At 34.7% G+C, this 22,250-nt stretch carries 21 protein-coding genes; 11 read left to right on the forward strand and 10 right to left on the reverse strand.

Annotated features, from left to right (window positions below; all coding sequences use genetic code 11):
• Positions 1–29: 29 nt before the first annotated feature.
• Genes DMB65_RS12500 through DMB65_RS12510 form a run of 3 tightly spaced genes read left to right on the forward strand, consistent with a single transcriptional unit; the run spans position 30 to position 4,418 of the window.
• Entirely contained in the window at positions 30–839 is an 810-nt protein-coding gene (locus DMB65_RS12500; protein ID WP_110306981.1) for a universal stress protein, read from the forward strand.
• Positions 802–3,372, forward strand: a complete 2,571-nt coding sequence (locus tag DMB65_RS12505) for a cation-translocating P-type ATPase (RefSeq protein ID WP_230470665.1) — start codon at positions 802–804, stop codon at positions 3,370–3,372. Before DMB65_RS12500 ends, DMB65_RS12505 begins: the two co-directional genes overlap by 38 nt.
• The gene (locus DMB65_RS12510) at positions 3,369–4,418 is read left to right on the forward strand and encodes an AI-2E family transporter (RefSeq protein WP_110306982.1); all 1,050 of its coding nucleotides are present in this window, start codon (positions 3,369–3,371) and stop codon (positions 4,416–4,418) included. The genes DMB65_RS12505 and DMB65_RS12510 overlap by 4 nt, the downstream gene beginning before the upstream one ends.
• Here DMB65_RS12510 and DMB65_RS12515 read toward each other — a convergent pair.
• The 5 genes from DMB65_RS12515 to DMB65_RS12530 form a co-directional block, all read right to left on the reverse strand.
• Positions 4,411–5,154, reverse strand: coding sequence for a YoaK family protein (locus DMB65_RS12515; RefSeq protein WP_110306983.1), 744 nt, complete (start codon positions 5,152–5,154; stop codon positions 4,411–4,413). The genes DMB65_RS12510 and DMB65_RS12515 overlap by 8 nt on opposite strands.
• 59 nt (positions 5,155–5,213) lie before the next feature.
• Positions 5,214–5,408, reverse strand: coding sequence for a DUF6920 family protein (locus DMB65_RS22695; protein WP_394336110.1), 195 nt, complete (start codon positions 5,406–5,408; stop codon positions 5,214–5,216).
• Positions 5,409–5,544: 136 nt separating this feature from the next.
• Positions 5,545–8,907 carry a CheR family methyltransferase gene (locus DMB65_RS12520; RefSeq protein WP_110306984.1) on the reverse strand — a complete coding sequence of 1,121 codons (3,363 nt, stop codon included), beginning with the start codon at positions 8,905–8,907 and terminating at the stop codon, positions 5,545–5,547.
• A gap of 73 nt (positions 8,908–8,980) precedes the next feature.
• Positions 8,981–9,433 (reverse strand): response regulator, encoded by a 453-nt coding sequence (locus tag DMB65_RS12525; protein ID WP_110306985.1) that lies wholly within the window; start codon positions 9,431–9,433, stop codon positions 8,981–8,983.
• A gap of 263 nt (positions 9,434–9,696) precedes the next feature.
• A complete protein-coding gene (locus DMB65_RS12530) occupies positions 9,697–10,047 on the reverse strand; it encodes a winged helix-turn-helix transcriptional regulator (protein ID WP_110306986.1) in 351 nt (116 codons plus the stop codon).
• A 170-nt stretch (positions 10,048–10,217) separates the two neighbouring features.
• On the opposite strand from DMB65_RS12530, the gene DMB65_RS12535 reads away from it, so the two are divergent.
• The 4 genes from DMB65_RS12535 (at position 10,218) to DMB65_RS12550 (ending at position 12,884) form a co-directional block, all read left to right on the forward strand.
• Positions 10,218–10,844: a DsbA family protein gene (locus DMB65_RS12535; protein ID WP_230470666.1), complete on the forward strand. Its 627-nt coding sequence runs from the start codon at positions 10,218–10,220 to the stop codon at positions 10,842–10,844.
• Between the two features lie 15 nt (positions 10,845–10,859).
• Positions 10,860–11,750, forward strand: coding sequence for an MBL fold metallo-hydrolase (locus DMB65_RS12540; protein ID WP_110306987.1), 891 nt, complete (start codon positions 10,860–10,862; stop codon positions 11,748–11,750).
• A gap of 65 nt (positions 11,751–11,815) precedes the next feature.
• Positions 11,816–12,205 (forward strand): nuclear transport factor 2 family protein, encoded by a 390-nt coding sequence (locus DMB65_RS12545; RefSeq protein ID WP_110307059.1) that lies wholly within the window; start codon positions 11,816–11,818, stop codon positions 12,203–12,205.
• 97 nt (positions 12,206–12,302) lie between these two features.
• Positions 12,303–12,884 carry a Crp/Fnr family transcriptional regulator gene (locus DMB65_RS12550; RefSeq protein ID WP_110306988.1) on the forward strand — a complete coding sequence of 194 codons (582 nt, stop codon included), beginning with the start codon at positions 12,303–12,305 and terminating at the stop codon, positions 12,882–12,884.
• Positions 12,885–12,942: 58 nt separating this feature from the next.
• Here the strand turns inward: DMB65_RS12550 and DMB65_RS12555 are convergent, their stop codons facing one another.
• From DMB65_RS12555 to DMB65_RS12565, 3 genes are all read right to left on the reverse strand, one after another.
• A complete protein-coding gene (locus tag DMB65_RS12555; protein WP_110306989.1) occupies positions 12,943–13,986 on the reverse strand; it encodes an alpha/beta hydrolase in 1,044 nt (347 codons plus the stop codon).
• Positions 13,987–13,996: 10 nt separating this feature from the next.
• Entirely contained in the window at positions 13,997–14,557 is a 561-nt protein-coding gene (locus DMB65_RS12560) for a sugar O-acetyltransferase (protein WP_110306990.1), read from the reverse strand.
• A 90-nt stretch (positions 14,558–14,647) separates the two neighbouring features.
• Positions 14,648–15,475 carry a helix-turn-helix domain-containing protein gene (locus tag DMB65_RS12565; protein WP_110306991.1) on the reverse strand — a complete coding sequence of 276 codons (828 nt, stop codon included), beginning with the start codon at positions 15,473–15,475 and terminating at the stop codon, positions 14,648–14,650.
• Between the two features lie 291 nt (positions 15,476–15,766).
• Here DMB65_RS12565 and DMB65_RS12570 point away from each other — a divergent pair, with 291 nt between their 5' ends.
• The 4 genes from DMB65_RS12570 to DMB65_RS12585 all read left to right on the forward strand — a co-directional run bounded on the left by DMB65_RS12570 (position 15,767) and on the right by DMB65_RS12585 (position 18,917).
• The gene (locus DMB65_RS12570) at positions 15,767–16,774 is read left to right on the forward strand and encodes a zinc-dependent alcohol dehydrogenase family protein (protein WP_110306992.1); all 1,008 of its coding nucleotides are present in this window, start codon (positions 15,767–15,769) and stop codon (positions 16,772–16,774) included.
• Between the two features lie 142 nt (positions 16,775–16,916).
• Positions 16,917–17,423, forward strand: coding sequence for a nuclear transport factor 2 family protein (locus DMB65_RS12575; RefSeq protein ID WP_110306993.1), 507 nt, complete (start codon positions 16,917–16,919; stop codon positions 17,421–17,423).
• 153 nt (positions 17,424–17,576) lie between these two features.
• On the forward strand, positions 17,577–17,933 hold the full coding sequence (locus DMB65_RS12580; RefSeq protein WP_110306994.1) for a DoxX family protein: 357 nt from the start codon (positions 17,577–17,579) through the stop codon (positions 17,931–17,933).
• 117 nt (positions 17,934–18,050) lie between these two features.
• Complete coding sequence (locus DMB65_RS12585; RefSeq protein ID WP_110306995.1) at positions 18,051–18,917, forward strand: pirin family protein; 867 nt, start codon at positions 18,051–18,053, stop codon at positions 18,915–18,917.
• A 429-nt stretch (positions 18,918–19,346) separates the two neighbouring features.
• On the opposite strand, the gene DMB65_RS12590 is transcribed toward DMB65_RS12585, so the two are convergent.
• Positions 19,347–21,290, reverse strand: coding sequence for a glycoside hydrolase family 97 protein (locus DMB65_RS12590; protein ID WP_110306996.1), 1,944 nt, complete (start codon positions 21,288–21,290; stop codon positions 19,347–19,349).
• A gap of 440 nt (positions 21,291–21,730) precedes the next feature.
• Positions 21,731–21,898 (reverse strand): DUF6805 domain-containing protein, encoded by a 168-nt coding sequence (locus DMB65_RS22645; protein WP_317048137.1) that lies wholly within the window; start codon positions 21,896–21,898, stop codon positions 21,731–21,733.
• Positions 21,899–22,250: the final 352 nt, after the last annotated feature.

Genomic DNA, 22,250 nt, shown 5'->3' on the forward strand with positions numbered 1-22,250 from the left:
AATTATTGCAGTTTTAAAAATAAATTACCATGAAAAAATTACTCGTTACTACTGACTTCTCAAGTATCTCAAGGGCAGCAATACGATTTGCAATTCAATTTGCTTCTCAGACTCCCTGTGAACTCCTATTCTATAGCGTAAATACAAAACAACTTAAAGATAATATTGACAATTATTATAAAAAAACCACGCAGGACTATAAACTTAAAAAATTCATACTATCCATTTACAAAACAACCAAAAAAGAAGTTGGAAAGGCAGAATTTGTAACAGAGAACCATACTCACGTCGATAAGGCCATTATCGCTTATGCACAAAAATGGAATGCTGATTATATTTGCATCAATACATCTGGTCCGGGGATTTTCAATCAATTGATAGGTACTACCGCTTCAAAATTAATTACCACTTCTCCTACTCCAATTATAGTAGTACCCTACACGTATCGCATGAAACCGATCAATCTTTTATTATATGCCTCAGATCTTACAAAACTAGGTATCGAGCTCCCTTTTGTTAAAAAATTTGCAGCTTTGTTTACGGCAGCTGTTGCAGTATATCATTACGATGCATTATTAGATCAGGGTAGTTTCAAGGAAGATTTTAATAAAATAGCCCAAAACAACCAGTCGGATAAAGTCTCTTTCAATTTTAAAAAATTAAATATCGAATATTCTTTGCTGAACCACTTAGAATTGGATATCAGAACGATAAGACCCTCAATCCTCGTAATGTTTACCAACCAGAACCGGGACTGGTATGAACGTCATTTTCTGTCCAGTAAAACCAAAGAGTTTGGTTATGACACCAGTACACCTATTCTTGTTTTCAGAAAGTAACCCAAAAAAAGGCAACTTACAAATGACTACAAACAAATTCAATACCGATGGTTTAACAGCTGCCCAAGTACTGGCTGCAAGGAAAAAATACGGTCAAAACGTATCTTCTTATAAAAAAACGAACCGCTACACCGCTGCGATGATCCGAATGATAAAGGAACCCATGATGATTCTGCTGCTTATAGCCTCTAGTATATATTTCATTAGTGGAAAAACGGCTGATGGTTTCTTTTTAGCTTCAGCAATCGTTTTGATTGCTGCTATTTCGTCTTACCAGAATGCAAGAAGCCGGAATGCCCTTGAGCAGTTAAAAGATTTTACCAAACCCAAATGCAAAGTCATTAGAGATGGCAATGCTATAGAAATAAAAACTGAAGAAATCGTTATTGGAGACAGTCTTCTGATCGAAGAAGGCGTATTAATTGCTGCCGATGCAATCATTATACATTCCAATGATTTTTCGGTAAACGAATCAATTCTTACAGGAGAATCCATGGCAGTCAATAAAGACAAAGAAGCTAAAGACAATATAATTTATCAAGGTACCACGGTTGTTGGCGGATTGGCTATTGCAACAGTAACTGCTATTGGCAGCGAAACCAAACTGGGTAAAATAGGCAAAAGCCTTGAGCGGATAAAAGAAGAAAAAACACCTTTAGAGATTCAAATTGGCAATTTTGTAAAGAAAATGGCCATTGCCGGAGCCATCGTTTTTTTAATTGTATGGGGAATCAACTATTTTCATTCCTTTAAGATATTTGACAGTCTGCTAAAAGCCCTAACCCTGGCCATGAGTATTCTTCCTGAAGAAATCCCTATTGCTTTTACAACCTTCATGGCAATTGGTGCCTGGCGGATGATGAAAGAAGGGATTATTGTCAAACAAATGAAAACTGTTGAAACATTAGGAAGTGCTACCGTCATTTGTATTGACAAGACAGGTACTATTACCGAAAACAAAATGAGTCTGGCTAAAATTTTTTCTTTAAAATCAGAGAAAATTACCGATTTGAAAGATCAGCTTTCTGAGGATGAAAAAAAATTAATTACCCTGTCGATGTGGGCAAGTGAACCCATTGCTTTTGACCCAATGGAAATTGCCCTTCATGATACCTATACACAAGTCATTGAAAAAGACCAGAGACCTGATTTCAAACTGGTACATGAGTATCCTTTATCAGGAAAACCTCCCATGATGACGCATGTTTTTGAAAATAAATCAGGTAAAAGAATCATTGCCGCTAAGGGAGGCGCAGAAGCCTTAATAGAAATATCTGCACTTACTGCCGATCAGAAAAAAATAATTCTAAAAGCAATTCAGGAATTATCACAGGAAGGTTACCGTGTTCTGGCAGTAGGAGAAACTCATCACTCCTCTGGAAATTACCCCAAAATACAACAGGAATTTAAATTCGAATTTATTGGACTATTGGCCTTTTATGATCCTCCAAAAAAAAATATCAAACTCGTTCTGCAGCATTTTTATAAAGCCGGAATAGACGTAAAGATCATCACTGGAGATAATGCCCTGACTACTTCATCCATCGCAAAGGAGATCAATTTTAAGGGATACGAAAAAAGCATCTCCGGTGATGAGCTGATGCAACTTAACCATAAAGAACTCAAAAAATGCGTAAGGGATACTACTTTATTTACCCGAATGTTTCCTGAGGCTAAACTCAAAATAATTGATGCCCTGAAATCAAATAAGGAAATTGTGGCCATGACCGGTGATGGTGTAAATGATGGACCAGCGCTAAAAGCTGCTCATATCGGAATTGCAATGGGTAAAAAAGGAACAGAAATTGCCAAACAGGCAGCTTCTCTAATTTTGGTCAATGATGATCTCTCGAAAATGGTGCATGCCATAGCCATGGGCAGGAAGATTTATGCCAACATCAAAAAATCAATCCAGTTTATTATTTCGATACATATTCCCATCATATTTACGGTTTTTATTCCACTGGCATTGGGCTGGAGATATCCTAATATATTTTCTCCTATTCATATCATCTTTTTAGAATTAGTGATGGGGCCCACCTGCTCTATTGTGTATGAGAATGAACCAATGGAAAAAAATACAATGGCACAGCAGCCAAGACCTTTTACTTCAACATTTTTCAATTGGAAAGAACTCTCCACCAGTATTATTCAGGGATTGGTAATCACTATCGGTACATTATTAACTTATCAATACTCTATTTATAACGATTATAGCGAACAGCATACCCGAACTATGGTTTTTGTAGTATTGGTAACGGCTAATATCTTTTTAACATTAATGAACCGCTCTTTTTATTATTCCATTTTTACCACTTTGCGCTACAAAAATAATCTGGTTCCTTTAATAATAGGAGTTACCATTTTTATTACAGGAATGTTACTATACATCAAACCTTTTGCCGCATTCTTTGCCTTCGAACCTCTTAGTGGGCCTCAGCTATGTATGGCAATTGGAGTTGGTTTTCTGGCTGTTATCTGGTTTGAATTAGTAAAAGTATGGAAACGAAATTTTAATGAATTTAAACCATGACGCTATCACTCACTTCAATTATAAAAAAACTGCTTGTACTATTTTTAATTTTTACAGGACTCTATTTTGCTAAAGATCTTCTGATGCCTCTTTGCATTGGCGGTATTTTAGCCACCTTATTTTTGCCTTTGTGCAAATGGATGGAAAGTAAAAAAATAACAAGAAATATTTCCATATTCTTTTGCCTTTTAACCTTTTTGTCGATAATTTTTATTCTGATTGCTGTTTTAGGCTTAAAAATTTCGGAACTTTTAACCGATTTAGCTTTTATCAAGCAAAAAGCAATTGAATCGGGAACTCATCTGCAGAAATACATTTTTAATCATCTAAACATTTCTATTGACGAGCAATTTGAAATCCTTAAAAATGAACAGCCGTCCTACTCTTATATACTGCAGACAATTTTTGGGTCTGTCGCTTATTGTTTCACGACCTTTATTCTGGTGATGGCCTACTTTGTTTTTTTACTTCTATACCGAGATCATATCAAAACTTTTCTATTGAAAATTACACCCGCAGCGCAAAAATCAGAAATAAAAAATATACTGTATAGTGCTGCACATATTTCCTATCAATATTTAATAGGACTCTCCAAGATGATTGGTCTGCTTTGGATTATGTATGGCATTGCCTTTAGCATCATAGGAATTAAAAATGCGATTTTCTTTGCGATATTATGTGGTATGCTTGAAATCATTCCCTATATAGGTAATATTACAGGAACTGTTCTGACCGTTATTTTTGCGGCTATTAATGGTGCACATCCGCTAATGCTTGCCGGAATTGTACTGAGTTATGGCATCATACAACTTGTTCAGACATGGTTCTTTGAACCTTTGATTATGGGACCGCAAGTTAAAATAAATCCTCTCTTTACCATTATTGCTTTGGTAATGGGAGAATTGCTCTGGGAAATACCCGGACTTGTTTTGGCTATTCCCCTTACGGCACTGCTCAAGATTGTCTGCGATCATATACCTTCCTTAAAACCATACGGGTTTTTAATTGGAACCATTAAACCTGTAGTTCATCCTAAAATTATTTGACTTTAAATGGTATCAAATGTCTGTACTTCCTTTCAAGTAAAACAGCATTAAACCTGATTCTGTCATATAAGAGCCCCACAAGCAAAGCCACAACGCCAATGAGTAAAACGTGTAATCCCATATTCGAATAAAAAATACCGCCAATAATGCCGCCAAAAAAGAAAAAACTGATAATGGTCATTCGTAATTTTATTGATACAAAGAGTTTTTTTCGAAAGAGTTCCTCCTGATAAAAAAACAGTTGCGACAATTCGATTCCAAGATCTGTAAAAAGCCCTGTTAAGTGTGTTGTTCTTACTGTGGCGTTGGAAATTTTTGTTACCAATGAATTCTGCAGCCCCATGGCAAACAATAAGGTATAGGCTATAAAGTTGGGGTTTTGAGTTACTAAATGCTCTCCAAAGACAGCAATCCCAAGTAAAATTAAGCTTTCAATCGCTGTTGGAATGACATAACTGTATTTTTCATTTCTTCGCAAAAGAAACTCTACGAGCAGACTGGAGAAAAAAGACCCAAGGAAAAAGAAAAAAATATATAAAAAGTATATAAATCCCTGTTTAAAATTGAGTTTGAAAATCTCATCTACAAAAAAAGCAAAATGTCCTGTAACATTGGTCGTCAGTTTTTGAACTGCCAGAAAACCTGCAACATTGACCAGTCCGGCCACAAACGATAATAAAGAGGCTATTTTTAGGTTGTGCCTTAAGTTTCTTTTGTTTCCCTGATGTTTGAACATTGATTTGTGATATTCTGTAATTATTGAACTATAATATCCTTTTTAGGAACGTTTGGGTTCTATTTTATTGCTGTCACGCTCAACTTTGCATAACTGAAATCTCTTCTTTTCAATTTCCAGACTGTTTCTGCTGAAAAAGGAATTTTTATACCATTTATGTCTTTATAATTGGCCATTCTGCAAAGCCATGATTCCCTTTTCTTAGCGGTCATGAACACGAAGGGTTTCCATCGTAACAATTTCACATAAAACATAATACACCACCCCAATCATAACTGTAATTCCTCAAAATGAGAGAAGTCTACGATGTGTTTTTTTTAGCTGCTTTTTTCATCACGCTACTGGGTTTAACGGTTTATTGTAATTATTCCTGTGATCAGTCAAACAGAGTTAAATTGGTAATATGATATGAAATTCTGCCCCAATATTTTCTTGGGCTTTTGAAAAAATAATTCCCTTATGATTCTCTACAATTTTTTTTCCTATCGACAGTCCAATTCCTGTGCCTATATATACTTCATTATTGTGAAGCCTTTGAAAAATAGTAAAAATCTTATTTTCATATTGCTGATTAAAACCTATGCCGTTATCTTTAATAATGATTTCGCAATATGCTAAACCTGGATCCAGATCGTTATACGTTTTAACTTGTTTTGTAGTAAGTTTTTTAGAACTTATTTCTATTTTAGAAAGGGAACCATCATTTTTATAAAACTTAATGGCGTTGCTGATTAAATTATAAAAAAGCTGATTCATTTGCAGTGGAATTGCATTGATAACGGGTAAGTGCCCTACTTTTATTTTAAAATTACGATCCTGAATCAACAGCTCGAAATCAATTAAAATATTTTCGACAACGGTATTCAAATCAGTCGCTATAAATTGCCTGTCGGGATTATCAAGGTATGAATAGGCCAGTAAATCCTTAATAAGTGTATTCATCCTAATAGATGATTGGCTTATTTTTTCCAGTAGTAAAAGAGCAGGATCAGAAATTTTTTCTTCCATTCCTAAAAGTCTGCTGATAAACATCAGTATTTTACGCAACGGTTCCTGCAGGTCATGACTAGCTACATAAGCATATTCCTGCAATTGACCATTGGCAGTATGCAGGTTTTTAACCGAGTCCTCCAGTTCTTTATTGGCTGTGAGCAGATCTAGAGTTCGCTCCTGAATTTTAACTTCTAAGCCTTCAGTTAATGTCTTCAATCTCTTTTCAATGTTTCTGCGCTCTGTAATATCCTCAATAGCCAGCAGGATTAATTGTTTGTTACTGGTTTCGTAAGTGACCTGCCTGGCGTTTAGCAACATGATACTTTCCCCGTAAGGCAAAAGATTTACTGACATCTCATAATCATCAAGCTGTGTTTTTTGCTGAAGTACCTTTTCAAGCATGACACGCATCTGAATATTGTCAAACAGATGATTCTGGATTTCATATATTGGTCTGTCTGCCGCCTCTTCTTTGGTGATGTTATATTTTTTAGAGAATGCCCTGTTAATGTTTTTTATAATCAGCTTGTTATCCAGAACTACGATAGGCTCCCTAAGGGTAGCAACAATGGCCTCTGTATAATTTTTTGAAATATTGATTTCCAGCTGCTTGTTTAAAAGTTCCTGATTAATCTGCGATAGCTCTTCATTAGTGGATTGCAGCTCCTCTTTAGAAGTTTCCAGCTCTTCATTCAAACTTTGCAATTCCTCGCTTCCGCTCAATAATTCTTCATTGGCACTCTGCAACTCCTCATTAGAGGCTTCCTGCTCTTCACTAATGGCATTTACATCATCATGTATTCTATCCAATTCTTTTTCAAGTTGTGCAATCCTCTTTAAATTGACATCATCCCGCATTTCTTCAGCTGTAAATTCACTTGATGACAGTGCCTTAGTACTGCTGATTTTGTGAAACAGCACTAAAAAATAAGACTCCGAAGTGTCCGGCAGAGGCTGTACTTCAATTATAATTTCACTTACAATTCCTTTCTTTTTTATCTGAATTCCTTCTTTTTTTATAAGCTCTCCCGTTTCTTTTGCTTTGTGCAGGGCATTACGAAGCTCAAAAGCTAATCCGTTCCGAACCATTTTAAGCAAATTAAATGTGGGTTTTCCCTGCGAAAATTTAATAAATTCTGCAATATCCTTATTGATATGAACAATATCCAGATGTTCATTTACAATGACACTTGCTGGTATATAATTCGAAAGCAATATCGATTCTGCACTTTTTCTAAAATCCTCTTTTATAATTTCTTTTTTTGGAAGGTCTGATTTAAAACTTTTTGATTTATCTGCAGTACCCCAGCGTGAATTTGTTACTCTCCCGGAAACCTCTTTTCGGGTATATATTTTTCCAGATTTATCAAAAGACTGAAAAAGTTCTCCCCCAGGAACGGCAGTCTCTGATTTTCCAAGAAGTAGAAACCCGTTTTCTTTTAAGGCATAATGAAAAGTACTTAAAGATTTTTTTTGTAAAAATGTATCCATGTATATAAACACATTGCGGCAGGTAATCAGATCCATTCTGGCAAATGGAGGATCTGTAAGGAAATTATGGACCGCAAAAACGCATAAGTCCCTAATTTGTCTTTTAATGGTATACCCATTTGCATTGGATGTAAAATATTTGGAGAGGATGGCTTCAGATACATTTCGCATTTGAGATTTTCTATAAAATCCAGCTCTTGCCTTAGCAATAGCAACTTCTGAAATATCCGAAGCAAAAATCTGAATTTCCTTTCCCTGCAGGTTTTCTCCTAAAAATTCATGAAGTGCAATGGCCAGGGTATACGCCTCTTCACCTGTAGAGCAGCCTGCAATCCAAATGCGTATTGCATTTCCTTCCGGTACATTGCCCGCCAGTAATGGAAAAACTTTTTCCCTCATTAACTGGAAAATTTTAACATCCCTGAAAAATTCCGTTACAGGAATGAGCAGATCGTTAAATAAATCTTCAGAAGCCAATTTATCGCCCTGCAGAACTTTAAGATAATCCTTAAGACTCAATATTTTGTCTAAGGCCATTCTTCTGGCAATACGCCGGCGTATGGTAGTTTGTTTATAATAGGCAAAATCAACTCCGCTGTGATGAAGCAGAAGTTTAACAATTTCATGAAATACGGCATCATCTTTTAGAACATTCTCTTCACCTGTAGTGCCTTTTGCTTTCCTAATTTCAACTAATTTTGCTACTATTTTCACCGGTGATAATACATAATCAACAACTCCGGCATTAATTGCATTTTGAGGCATTTCATTATAAGAAGCATCCATATCCTGGGCAAAAGTAACACCTCCGTGTTCTTTAATTGACTCCAGTCCAATTGTTCCGTCAGATCCATTTCCGGAGAGAAGCACCCCACAAGCTAAGTTAAGATGAACCTCTGCCAGTGAAGTAAAAAAGATGTCTATAGCCTGATTTTTCGTATCCTTGATACGCGGACTCAACTTTAGGACTCCATCAAAAGAAGTCAAAATTTTGTTTTCCGGAATAACGTAAATTGTATTTGGAGCCAAATGAATGTCATCTGTAATTTCATTAATTGGTATTTTTGCTACACGGGAAAGCAGTTCAGTAAGCATGCTGTCATGCAATGGATGTAAATGCTGTACAATAACATATGCCATCCGGGAATCTTCTGGGATAGCATCAATAAACTGGGTAAAAGCCTCAAGCCCCCCTGCCGAAGCTCCAATACCTACAATTGGAAAGTCCTGGCGCGTAGCCTTGGGCAGGATGTTTTTTTTGTGGAGCATGGCTTCTAATTTTAATTTTGTTGTTAAGCATCTTCTTAAAATGAAGTCGTATAATTAAAGATTTCTTTGAAACCTAAACTGTAATTATAAAAGATTCTAATTTTGAATGCTTCAGGTTTTCTCTCCAATCCATTTCGACAACTTTTTTTATGAGTTTCTTTAATTCGTTAATATCAGTGGGTTTAACGATATAGGCATTTGCACCTGAGCCAAAAGTATTCTTTATACTTTCTTGAGATGATGAAGTAGAATAAATAGCAATTACAGGAATTTCCTTAAATAAAATGTCTTCCCTAATTTGCTCCAAAGTTTCAAAACCTGACATTACAGGCATATTAAGATCTAAAAAAATGATATCCGGAATAATACGATTTTTGTCATAAAGAAAATTTAAAAGCTCAAGTCCATTTTTACAAAATTCAACCGTTACATTCAAATGAAGATCCTCTACTGCATCAGCAAAAAAGTCTCTGTCATCCTGATCGTCGTCAGTGAGCAGAATCCGTATATTTTCTTTATTTGCCATTAGTTGTTTATCATTTATTTCAAATATACGATTTAATAAACGTTAGATGATGTATTATTGCATAAACAATAAATTAAAACTTAAATAAGCACCGAAAACCACAATTCCATTACTTGTTATATCCTCTCTTGTAAAATCTTATTAGATTTCTTATTAGGCAAACAATTAGCATTTTTATAACACACAACATTACTATAAAACATAAAAACTATTTGATTATAATAATTTTTAAAAGAAATTATTATAGAATGAAAATAATGTTTTTACTCTTTAATAATTTCTTTTCTGTATGCTGTACCCCAAACAGCTAGTTGTTTAATTGAGTCCTTTAATTTTATTCCGTGTTCGGTAAGTTCATATTCTACGGTTATTGGCTGCGTTTCTAAAACAGTTCTTTTTAAAAGCTGATTCAATTCCATATCCTTTAGTTCTTTGCTCAACATTTTTCCTGATATTCCTTTAATTTCTTTTAAAAGATCGGAATATCTTTTTTTACTGAAACAAAGTACTGCAATAATTGGAATCTTCCATTTACCATTCAGTACATCCATTGCATCGTGTGCGGCTCTAATGATTAAAGTACACTCTGATTCTTCATTTTGATTTGCTTCCATAAGTTACTTTGTTACCTTATTGTTACCATTACTTTTTGTTACTATATTACAAAAGTAAACCAATTTACTTTAGTTTTGTAAGTCATTAAATGATAAATTCATGCAGATATAGCAATTACTATTTCCATGCTTTCTTGAATAACTAGCGTATTAAATTATAAAACAAAACGATGAATAAACTGATTTATGTAATGGATCCTCTTTGTGGTTGGTGCTATGGAAACAGTAGCAATACCCAAAAAGTATACGATAAATACAAAGACAAACTAACTTTTGAGATTTTACCTGCTGGAATGTGGATTGGAGAAAACACCAGAAAACAATCCAAACCAATGGCACAATTTATCAAAAAACACGACCCTCAAGTACAGCAAACTACGGGAATTGAATTTGGAAAAGATTATTTTGAATTTATCGAAAATGAAAGTATCATTTTAGACAGCGAAATTCCATCAAGAGCTATCGTTACTGTAAAGAAATTATGGATTTCAAAAGCTATTCCGTTTGCTATTGAAGTTCAAAAAGCAAGGTATTTGCACGGAAAAGACTTTAATAACGACGAAACGTATTTGAGCATTTGTAAAAATTTGGGATTGAATGAAAAAGATTTTTTAGACCTATTTCATTCTGAAACCATCAAAAACGAAACACAAGAAACCTTTGCTCTGGCACAAAAATATACCAGTTCTTACCCTACCCTTTTGGCAGAAAAAGAGGGTAATCTGTATATTTTAGAACAGGGTTATGCCCCATTTGGAGCCATTCAAAAACAAATTGACACACTCTTTTTTAACTAATTCAATAATTGAAGAATGAAACCAATTATCTCAACAGTATTTTTAGCAACCTTAATTTTATTTAATATGGAATCACAGGCACAAAGTTTTAAAACGATTGAAAACAAAGATTTAAAACTTCAGGTTTATAATGCATCCGAAAACAGTTTTGGTGTAGCATCGGTACTGGTATCCGGAAAAACGGATGCTGTTTTGATTGACGCACAATTTACTTTGGCGGATGCCGAAAAAGTAGCTTCAGAAATCAAAGCAAGTGGCAAAAAACTGACCACTATTTATGTTTCTCACGCAGATCCTGATTACTATTTTGGACTGGAAATATTCAAAAAACATTTCCCAGAAGTTACAGCCTATGCAACACCTGCAACCATTGAACATATTAAAGCAACAGCTCAAAAAAAATTAGAAGTTTGGGGCGAAAGATTGGGTAAAAACATTACTTCAAATGTTATTTTACCTCAAGTTTTAAAAGGAAACAGTATCGAATTAGAAGGACAGCAATTAGAAATTATTGGTTTGGATGAATTCCCGAAAAGAACTTTTGTTTGGATTCCTTCGATCAAAGCAGTTGTTGGCGGTATTAATGTCTTCGGAACCACTTTTCATCTTTGGATGGCTGATGCTCAAACTACAGAAGCCCGCAAAAACTGGATTACGGTTTTAGATAAAATATCGGCTTTGAAACCTGAAATTGTAATTCCGGCTCACGCTAATTCCAATTCTCCGTTTGATATTACTGCTATAAATCATACCAAAAGCTACATTCAATTCTATGAAGAAACTTTAAAAACCAATAAAACTTCTGAAACTTTAATTGCAGCTTTGAAAGCAAAATATCCAACACTTACTTTTGACACTGCTTTGATGATAGGTGCAAAAGTAAATACAGGAGAAATGAAATGGTAAAATCAATTCTATGCAGCTTGGCTTTGCTTTTGGCATTGTCAGGCTGTTCTTTAAATAAAAAAGCAATGACAAATCTTGACATTATAAAAAGCACCTACGAAGGCAAAACTTCGGAAGAAAACGGTAAAAATTTGGCTAAATACGTAGCAGACAATATCAGTTGGACCGAAGCCAAAGGTTTTCCGTATGCAGGAACTTATATTGGTTTAGAAAATGTAATCAAAAATGTTTTTAGCCGTTTAGGAAGTGAATGGATCGATTACAAATTTACTCCGGAAGATTATGTTGCTAGCGATGATAAAGTAGTGGCTTACGGAACTTACACAGGAACCTATAAAATAACAGGCAAATCATTCACCGCCAGAGTAGCTCACGTTTGGAAATTAAAAGATAGCAAAATTATCAGTTTCGAACAGTTTGTAGATAGCCAGCCGGTAAATGATGCAATGAAATAAAAATCATTTTTTTGTATCTTGCATGGTCTTTAATACGAATAACAAACAGTAAATTGGTTGTTTTTTAGCTTGCTCTTTTTAATTTAATCAAAAATAAATGCATCAAAATCTTATATCCTACATCAACCAATACGCTTCTTCACCTCTAACTAAAGAAGAAGAAAGCCTAATTGTAGCGACGTTTCAGCCCAAAAAATTCCGAAAAAAACAATATTTTTTGCAAGAAGGCGATGTATGCAAATATGCGGGTTTTATTGTAAAAGGAGCGATGCGACAATACAGCGTAGACGACAAAGGAGTAGAACATATTGTACAATTATACATAGAAAATTATTGGGCAAACGACCGTGAAAGCTCTACAATGCTTACCCCTTCTATTTATAATATTGATGCTTGGGAAGATACTGATGTACTTCTTGTAACCAGAGCAGATATGCTGGATCTAATGGCAAAAATTCCTTCGATGACCGAAATGATACGGTTAATGGACGAACGAAATGCCATTGCCAACCAACGAAGATTAAATTCGACTATTAGCAATACAGCCGAAAAACGCTATGAAGAATTTGCTAAAAATCATCCTCAATTTATTCAACGGTTTCCGCAACACCTTATCGCTTCTTTTTTAGGCATAACCAAAGAAACCCTGAGCCGAATTAGAAAACAAGCCATAAAATAGTTTTAAAATGATAAGAAAACCGTTGATGAATTGTCAACGGTTTTTTGTGATTTAACTTCTATTTTAAATTCTCTTTAAAGAAAACCTCCAATTTTGTAAAAGGAATTACATCCACTTTATCATACAAATCTATGTGAACAGCGTTTGGAATAATCATTAGTTCTTTTGGTTCTGCTGCATTTTCATAGGCTGTTTCGCTAAAATATCTTGAATGTGCTTTTTCGCCTACAACAATTAAAACGGGTCTAGGCGAAATTTCTTTGATGTAGGTTAAGATGGGCATATTCATAAACGCTAAAGGTGTAGTTGCAGTCCAAGCGTTTCCTGAATTTACCGAACGTTCGTGATAACCTCTTTTGGTTCGATAATAGTCGTAATAATTTTTTAAAAATTGTGGTGCATCTTCTGTTAACGCTTTATTGCCCTCTGGTCCGTAAGCAAATGTACTATTTTCTGCATCTTTCCAACGTTGCTCACCTAATTGTTCGAGCATTTTTGTGCGTTGTTCCAAAGTTACGGAATCATTATATCCTTTAGACATTACTCGGGTCATATCATACATAGCAGCAGTAGCAACGGCTTTTATACGTTTGTCAACCGCAGTTGCGTTTAATGCAAAACCGCCAAAACCACAGATTCCGATGATGCCTATTTTATTTCTATCCACATTTTTTTGAATTCCTAAAAAATCTACAGCAGCACTAAAATCTTCGGTATTGATTTCTGGTGAAGCCAGATTTCTTGGTTCGCCACTGCTTTCACCTGTGTAAGATGGGTCAAATGCTACCACTACAAAACCACGTTCTGCCATTTGGTTGGCGTATAATCCTGAAGATTGTTCTTTTACGGCACCAAAAGGCCCGCTGATTGCCAAAGCCGCCAATTTTTGGTTTCCTGCATTTTTTGGAAGATACAAATCGCCTGAAAGCGTGATACCATAACGGTTTTTGAATGATATTTTTTGACGGCTTACTTTATCACTTAATTGAAAAGTGTAATGTTCTTTTGATGTATTCATTTTTTCTGAATTTAATTTTACGTTTTGTGCAGATACTTGTCCTGTTACCAAAAACAGTATTGCGATAGCCAATTTTTTTTTCATTTTTATTAAATTAAATTGTTTTTAAAAATTTTGCAGGAACTCCGCCTACAATAGTGTTGTGAGGAACATCCTTTGAAACCACTGAACCCGATGCCACAACAGCATTTTCGCCAATGGTAACACCTTGCAAGATGGTTGCATTGGCACCAATCCAGGCATTTTTTTTAATGTGAATTGGTTTCGGAATTAAAGAATGTCGGTTTTCGATTGTCGTTGGATGCCCTTCTGTTAAAAGACTTACTTTTGGTGCTATTAACACGTTATCTTCAATGGTAATTCCGCCCAAATCCAGAAAGACACAATCAAAATTGATGAATACATTTTTACCAATTTTAGTATGTTTTCCGTAATTGATATACAATGGTGTCAATACGGTTACGCTCACGTCAATTTCAGTATCCGTAATTTGGCTTAAAAAATCTCTAATTTCATCAGGGTTTGATGAATTATTCATTTCAACCAACAATTTCTTCGTGGCAAAAGAAGCTTCACGCATTTTATGGGCGCCAGAGTCGGTTGGCAAAATGATTTCTCCGTTTTTTAATCGTTCGAATACTGTTGTTGTTTGCATTTTCCATTAATTTTCCAATGCAAATTTAAAAACAAAGCCCCGTAACGGCTTTGTTACGAGGCTCAAAGAATCTTTCTGACAAGCTCAATTTCAAATTTCTGTCGGAGAAATTCCATATTGTTTTTTGAAAGCTGTCGAAAAATGAGAAGGATTTTTAAATCCAACTTCCATATAAACGTCTTGTACTTTTTTGTTTTCTTCTTGTAGTTTGATGTAAGCCATTTCCAGGCGTTTTTTTATCAGCCATTTTTGTGGTGTGAGACTGCTTATTTTTTTGAAATCTCTTTTGAAAGTGGCCAAACTTCTTCCTGTAAAAGAGGCAATTTGCCCCATCGAAAGTTCTTCTGCATAATTACTGTTGAGAAAATCCAAAAGGTCAATTTTCCAAGGTTCGGCAAAGTCAAAAAGTATAGGGTAAAGTTCTTCGTTACTGTTTAGTAAAGCATAAATGCCTTCTAATAATTTTAAATTTATTACAGCTTCTGTTGGTTTTATATTACTATCAAAATAAGGCGTAAGCGATTGAAATAAACTTTCTATCGCAGGACTTTGAGCTAACTTGAATACCGTATTGTCGGAAATTTTTACAGCCGTAGGGATTTCAGATTTAGTCATTTTCCTGTAAAAATCTCGCAATACACTACGCTTGAATGTCAACGAAATGCCTTTATACAAATCTTCGCCTTTACTGTTTTTGTACATTTTCAAGCGATGATCTCTTCTAATAAACGCACAATCTCCTGCCTGCAATTTTATTTTTTTGTTTCTGTCTTCAATCACTTGTTCGCCAGAATACAAATAAACCAAAACGTGTTCGGGCGTAGCGTGAATACACTTTTCGCTATAATCACTATAGCAAGACAAGAATATTCCTGAATAGCCCAAGGTTTTTAATTTATCGTCTTGTTGCACGTTCATAATTGTATTGTTGTGTTGATACACCTGCAAAAATAGAATTTATATTTTCAAATGTCTTTGCTGTAAGGCTTGTTTTATCTTTCTCTAAGGCTCATTTGATTATAAACAATTACAACAAAAGTGTCAAGCTCAAATAGAAACAAGCAACTAAATAAGCTCCATTTTAGTTTTATTTATTGAAACCGTTGACAAATGTCAACGATTTTTTTTATCATATCTCATTGTTGCAAGGCTTGCCTTTGATGCAACTTTGCCCTATCAAAATGAATAATAATTTTAAAAAATAAAACAATGAGTGATTTATCAAAAATGTCTAAAACGGTTGTTTTCCACGAAGCTGGAGCTCCAGAAGTATTAAAAGTAGAACAAGTTGAAGTAGCCTTTCCAGGTGCTCAAGAAGTACGAATTCAAGTGAAGTCAATTGGTATAAACAGAGCTGATGCAATGTATCGTCAAGGAATGTATATCGAAAATCCTATTTTCCCGGCTCAATTAGGTTATGAAGCAGCTGGAATTGTTGAAGCTGTTGGATCTGAAGTTACAAATATTGCCGTTGGGGATTTAGTAAATGTTGTTCCCGGTTTTTCTTTACACAACTATGCTTCTTATGGCGAATATATCAATATGCCTGCCTATGCCATACATAAATATCCATCTAATTTGTCTTTTGACGAAGCAGCATCTGTTTGGACAAGTTATTTAACAATGTTTGGGATGGTAGTGCATTCTGGACAATTGAAATCGGGGCAATTTGTAGTAGTTAACGCAGCCTCTAGCAGTGCTGGATTGGCAGCCATTCAAATGACAAACTATGTTGGAGGAATTGCTATTGCTTTGACTACTTCACAAAAGAAAAAAGAGGCTTTATTAAAAGCAGGGGCAGCTCACGTAATCGTAACATCAGAACAAGATATTGCAACTGAAGTTTTAAAAATCACTGAAAATGTAGGGGCACATATAATTTTAGACCCTGTTGTAGGAGCAAAATTCAGTAATCTATTAAGTGCTGTTGCCGAAAACGGAAAAGTGTTTGTTTATGGTGCATTAAGTCACGAACCTGCCAGTTTCCCAGCATTTGATGTTTTAATGAAAACACCAACTATTAGAGGCTATTCAGCTATTGAAGTAATGGGAAATATGGAAGTTTTAATACAAGCCATCACTTTTATTGATAAAGGGTTAGCAGAAGGAAAATTAAAACCAGTTATCGATAAAGTTTTTAATATTGATGACATCGTTGCTTCACATAATTATTTAGAATCCAACCAGCAATTTGGGAAAATTGTAGTGAATATTTAAGTCAAAACACCTTTTTAAAATTCAAAACCGTTGACAAATGTTAACGGTTTTTTATATCAAATCGCATCTTTTTAAGACTTGCTTACGATGCAACTTTGCTCTATCAAAACGATAAAAAAACAACATTAAAATTGAATCAAAAATGAAAAACTTAAAAACAATAGCATTAGCCCTATTAGTAGTATTCGGAGCAACCGTATCGGCTCAAACAAAAAAAGCAAAAACAACAAAAAAAATTCCGGCGACAGAATTGCTTCGCAACAGCTTAAACACCTTTCTTTCTAAAGATATGAAAGCCTGGTCAGAACTTTGTGATAAAGATGTAGTATGCGAATTCCCTTTTGCACCAGAAGGTATGCAAGCAAAATTTGAAGGACGTGCCGCCATTTATGAATATCTGAAAAATTACCCCAATTACATTGATGTAAAATCGCTTCCCACCTTGAAAATTTATCCTACTGATGACGAAAATGTTGCCATAGCAGAATGGAGTGCATCTGGAGTGGTAATAGGTAATGGTAATCCGTATGAAATGAAGTATGCTACTTTTGTAACTTTCCGCAACGGACTTATTATAAACTACCGTGAATATTGGAATCCACAAGCTTTTCAAAAAGCAATGACTGGTAGTAGTTTTGATAAAAAATAATTCCATCTACTCCTTTTTTAACAATACACCCATAGAAACCATTGACAAATGTCAACGGTTTTTTTTATCATATCGCATCGCTTTAAGGCTTGATTAGGATGCAATTTTACAGTATTAAAATAAACAAAAATCAACCCTTAAAAATTAGAAAAAATGAACAAGAACAAAATCATTTATTGGACAACAACAGGAATTATTAGTGTTATGATGCTTTTTAGTGCATTTGGGTATTTTACTAACGCTGATATGAAAGCAGCATTCGTACATTTAGGATTTCCTGATTATTTCAGAATTGAACTTGGAGTTTTCAAAGTTTTAGGAACTTTAGCATTAATACTTCCAGTGATTTCTGCTAAAATTAAATCCTTCGCTTATTTCGGATTTGCATTGACCTTTATTTCAGCCTTTATTGCCCATACAGCCAGTGTCGATCCAATAGCTTTGACAACTGCACCTATTATTTTTTTAGTAATTCTAGGAATATCCTATTACTACCAAGATAAAATTTAAATAATGAAATCGTAACTCACAAAAAGTTTATCCAAGCAAAAAGCAATCGTTAAAAAGACAACTCAAATTAACGATAGATGTTCAAACAAGGTTAATCAAAAAATAAATCCTAAACCTATGAAAAAGGAAACCAGTTTCTCGACAAAAGGAAATATAACAGACCTTGGTCCTTTAGTTATCAATAGAATTTTACCCAATCGTTATGCCAGAAAAGTAGGTCCTTTTGTGTTTCTTGATTATGTGGCACCTACCATCAAAGAAGTCATCAATACAAACGGTATGGGTGCACATCCACATCGGGGCATTGCTACCTTAACCTATATTCTTCAGGGCGAAGTGGAACACTTTGATAGTGCAGGACATACTGGCAAAATATATTCGGGCGGTACGCAATGGATGAAAGCCGGAAATGGAATCGTACACGACGAAAATTTTAATTATGATTCTCAAACGAATAGTAAAATGATTCAAGGCTTTCAGTTTTGGATCAATCTGCCTGCCAAAAACAAAGCAGAGAGTCCAGCCCATATCGCCATTCAAGCGGATGAAGTACCCAGAAAAGTATTGCCTAATACTGCTGGCTGGATAAAAGTAATTTTAGGCAATTATGAAGAGTTGAGTTCTAAAATCCCTAATTATTCCGAGCAGTTTTTATACCATATTCATTTAGAAGCAGGAAAACATTTTTCTATCAACCTGACTGATAAAATTGAAGCTGCTGCTTTTTTGACCACACAAAATGCAATACTTAACGATGCCGAATTTCAAGCAGGAGAGTTTATAGAATTTGGCAGAAAAGCAGAAGAAATCGAAATAAAAAACACTTCTCAAATCGCTCTTGATGTCTTATTATTTGGTGGGGAAGAATATACAGAAGCTATTGTTGCAGAAGGTCCATTTGTAATGAATAGTAAGCAAGAAATAGTTCAGGCGTATCGAGATTTTTATGATGGAAAATATGGTCAAATTAATATAGATAAATAAAAAAAATGATAAACAATTCAAATAAAATAGTCTTATGAGCATGCGGTGGCCGTTGACCGGGTAAAGAATCTGCTTTACGATTGGTAAAAAGTGGTTTTGATGTAATTATCACATTTCAAAAGAAGAAAACAGATGCAGAAAATGAAGTAGCCGAAATAAAAGTATTGGGCTGAAAATCGACAAGCCTTTCATTGAATTTAACAAAAGTGACATTAAATTTATAAAGATTAATTCCCAAAAATGGTATCTTAAAATTATTCCTTAACTCATTTAATCACTTAAGTGTATCTTATAAAATGTTTCCAGGAACAATTCATGCAGTTGCCTTGTAAGGTTTTCTAATAAAGCTAACCCTGTTTGTCTTTAGGTCACAATTAAATAAAGCTATTCGAATTACTCGACTTTTAGATAATCTACAATTTCAGTGACTTAATTTGTCATAAGTATTGCCCCATTGTGAGGTATTTTTATTTCAACTTCGCGGTCTTTTTTTATGGTTACTGTACCTGCTTTTCCGTTTAACTGCTCATCATCACTAAAACATCTTAATACTGTGCCAGAAGTCAGCATTTCTAATTTTATTTTTGTTTTAAGTGTTTTATTTTCAGCATTAACTCCTGCAATATACCACTTGATTCCTTTACGGCGCGCCAATAGTACATATTTACCCGGATAGCCATCTAAAAAGCGAACCTCATCCCAGGTTGTGGGTACTTCTTTCATAAAGTTTACTGCCCAATCAGGTGCATCATTCAGGTTATTGGGTGCTAAGGCAAAATGCTGTACCCCACTCTGAAATAATACTGCTGTTGCCAATGCAAATACATCTGAAGTCATTCTTTTCGATCCTTTATTTGGGGTATTATCACTGTTGTAAAATTTATTTAAAGCACTTCCTCCAAAATCCATACTTCCAACTGTGTTTCTGATAAAAGGATGTATAGTAGCATTCATTGCCTCGTTATTACAGCTTTCCTGTCCAAAATGTAAATTTTCGCTCGCTAAAACGGCTTCACTGGCTGCAAAATTTGGGTACATGCGTTCCCAGCCACGCGGTAAAGTGCATCCATGAAAAATAACCATTATCCCAAAATCATTAGCATCTGCCAAAATATCTTCGTATAATTTCATCGTTACCTGTTTGTCCCCTCCAAAGAAATCTACTTTAATTCCTTTTATTCCTATACTTTTCATCCATGCCATTTCTTTACGACGAATGGCCATATTATCCATTAATCCTCTTGGGCCTTGCGGAGCATCGTTCCAATACCCATTTGAGTTGTACCACAGATACAGCCCTACTCCCTTTTCTGCTCCATATTTTGCTAATTCTGCTATTTTATCACGGCCTATTTGAGTATCCCAAAGTGCATCAATCAGAATGGTTTCATATCCCATTGCAGCACTAAAGTCGATGTACTGTTTTTGTACAGGAAAAGTAGTATTACTGTCCATTTTCATGATCCAGCTCCAGGTACCTTTTGTGTATTGATATTCTTTGGAAGCTTCGTATTTTGGTTTAACCAGATCAAAAGGAATCGTAGTTTCTACAATTGATGCCAATGTTTCTCCAACTGTAATAGTACGCCATGGCGTTTCGCCCGTAAGCGGTATTCCTGGTGCAGTCGTGCCATTTCCGTTATTTTCACCTTCTGCCGGAAATCCAATTGTATATAATCCATTTTCATGACCTATTAATTTACTGGCACAATAACCGCTGTCTACTCCTGTTTCAGAAATTAAAACCCATCCATTATTTTTTACTTTAAAAAGACATGGAAATGAATACCCACTGCCCAGACCATTTTTACCGGTCGTATCATCGAGTGTGTATGACGTTTCATAGCTTGGCGCAGTACGGGCATATCCGGTCATTGGTTTACTTTGCGGACAAAGAAAGGTTGTTGCCCCTGTGGGCAAAAGAAAGCCCGAAGCCTCTTCCTGAACCACACAGGAACGGATCTCTTTTTGAGGATATACTTTATATTTAAAAGCCAAATTGTTATTGCTTACCCTAAATATCACATCGATAGCTGCCTTTCCTTCTTTTGTAAACGAAAAAATGGCTTCGCTAGCGGTATAATGAACATTGCTTTGCTTGATATTTCGCAATTGATACGTCTCATCAATTTTATTTTGATTTACATTGGCTTCCAAACGTAATCCGGAACTAAAATCTCCAACGTTTGTTTTTAGGCCAAGAGGCGATTTTTCTAAAAAAGTTTTTTCATTGTAGATAACACTGTAAACAGGAATGCCGTTTTCTACAAAAACAGAAACATTAAGTTTTCCGTCAGGGCTTTTTACAATAGATTGTGCATTTAGTTTAAAAAAACTGATTAAAAACAGGCAGATAACATATTTGAAATTCATAATAGGTAGTGGTTAATAGGATTGCAATATTTGCAATCAGTTAGCAATTTCAGGTAAATAATCGGTATTCATATTACGCTTGTAACTTATACTTAAATTATTATTTTTCCGTTCATTATCGTTAATTTACTTATCATTCTTAATTTGTTTTATTGTTATTACCCCTAATTATTGACATATCTGACACATCTGCAAATAAGACAGGATTTTGGGCTTGGCTTTTTTGGACAAGGCTTGTTGCAAAATTCAAAGTAATCAGGACAATAGCATAAAAAAACTTTTCTGATTTTCATTCTGATTTTCTTATTTTAGAGTTCTTATGTATTATTGCATTTTTCCCCGCTTTTAATTCTTAAGAATACGCAGCTGATAAAATTTTGGAGTCTCATTGCCGTCTTTTGATAAAATTTTAATGTTTACAACTTCCAGTTTATCTGCTTTCAGTCTTCTAAAGTGCTTATATATAAAAATTGCCCAGCTTTGTTTTTGTTTAGCATCTGATAAGAAATATACGAGCGCGTATTTCGCCAGAACTTCCCATCATCATAACCTGAATTACTTTTTTCGCCTTTGTATAAATGGTCTGCTTCCGGTTGCTGTTTCCGCAATTTATTTTATCTATTGTTCTGTATTCTAATGCCATTGCCTCAATTTCCTGCTGTTTTAACAATTCCTGCTTTTCTTTCTAATCTTCATTAAGTCTAAACAATTGCATTTGAGCCATAGCTCCTGATCCTGTTAATAAAACGAACAGGCAACACAAAACTTTATTTTTCATTTTGAGGAATTAATGTAAAATTATCCAATATTAAAAGTGTACAATTTACATTTATTTATTATTGCATTATATATTTTAGGCTGATTTTATTTTAAAAAACTTTATTTTTTATCACATCTGCAATAAAAGTTCAAAATCCCTGCTCCTCTTTATTATATCCATTAAGACTATTTGCTTTTTTT

The organism is Flavobacterium cheongpyeongense, assembly GCF_003202435.1.
GTDB classification, from domain to species: domain Bacteria; phylum Bacteroidota; class Bacteroidia; order Flavobacteriales; family Flavobacteriaceae; genus Flavobacterium; species Flavobacterium cheongpyeongense.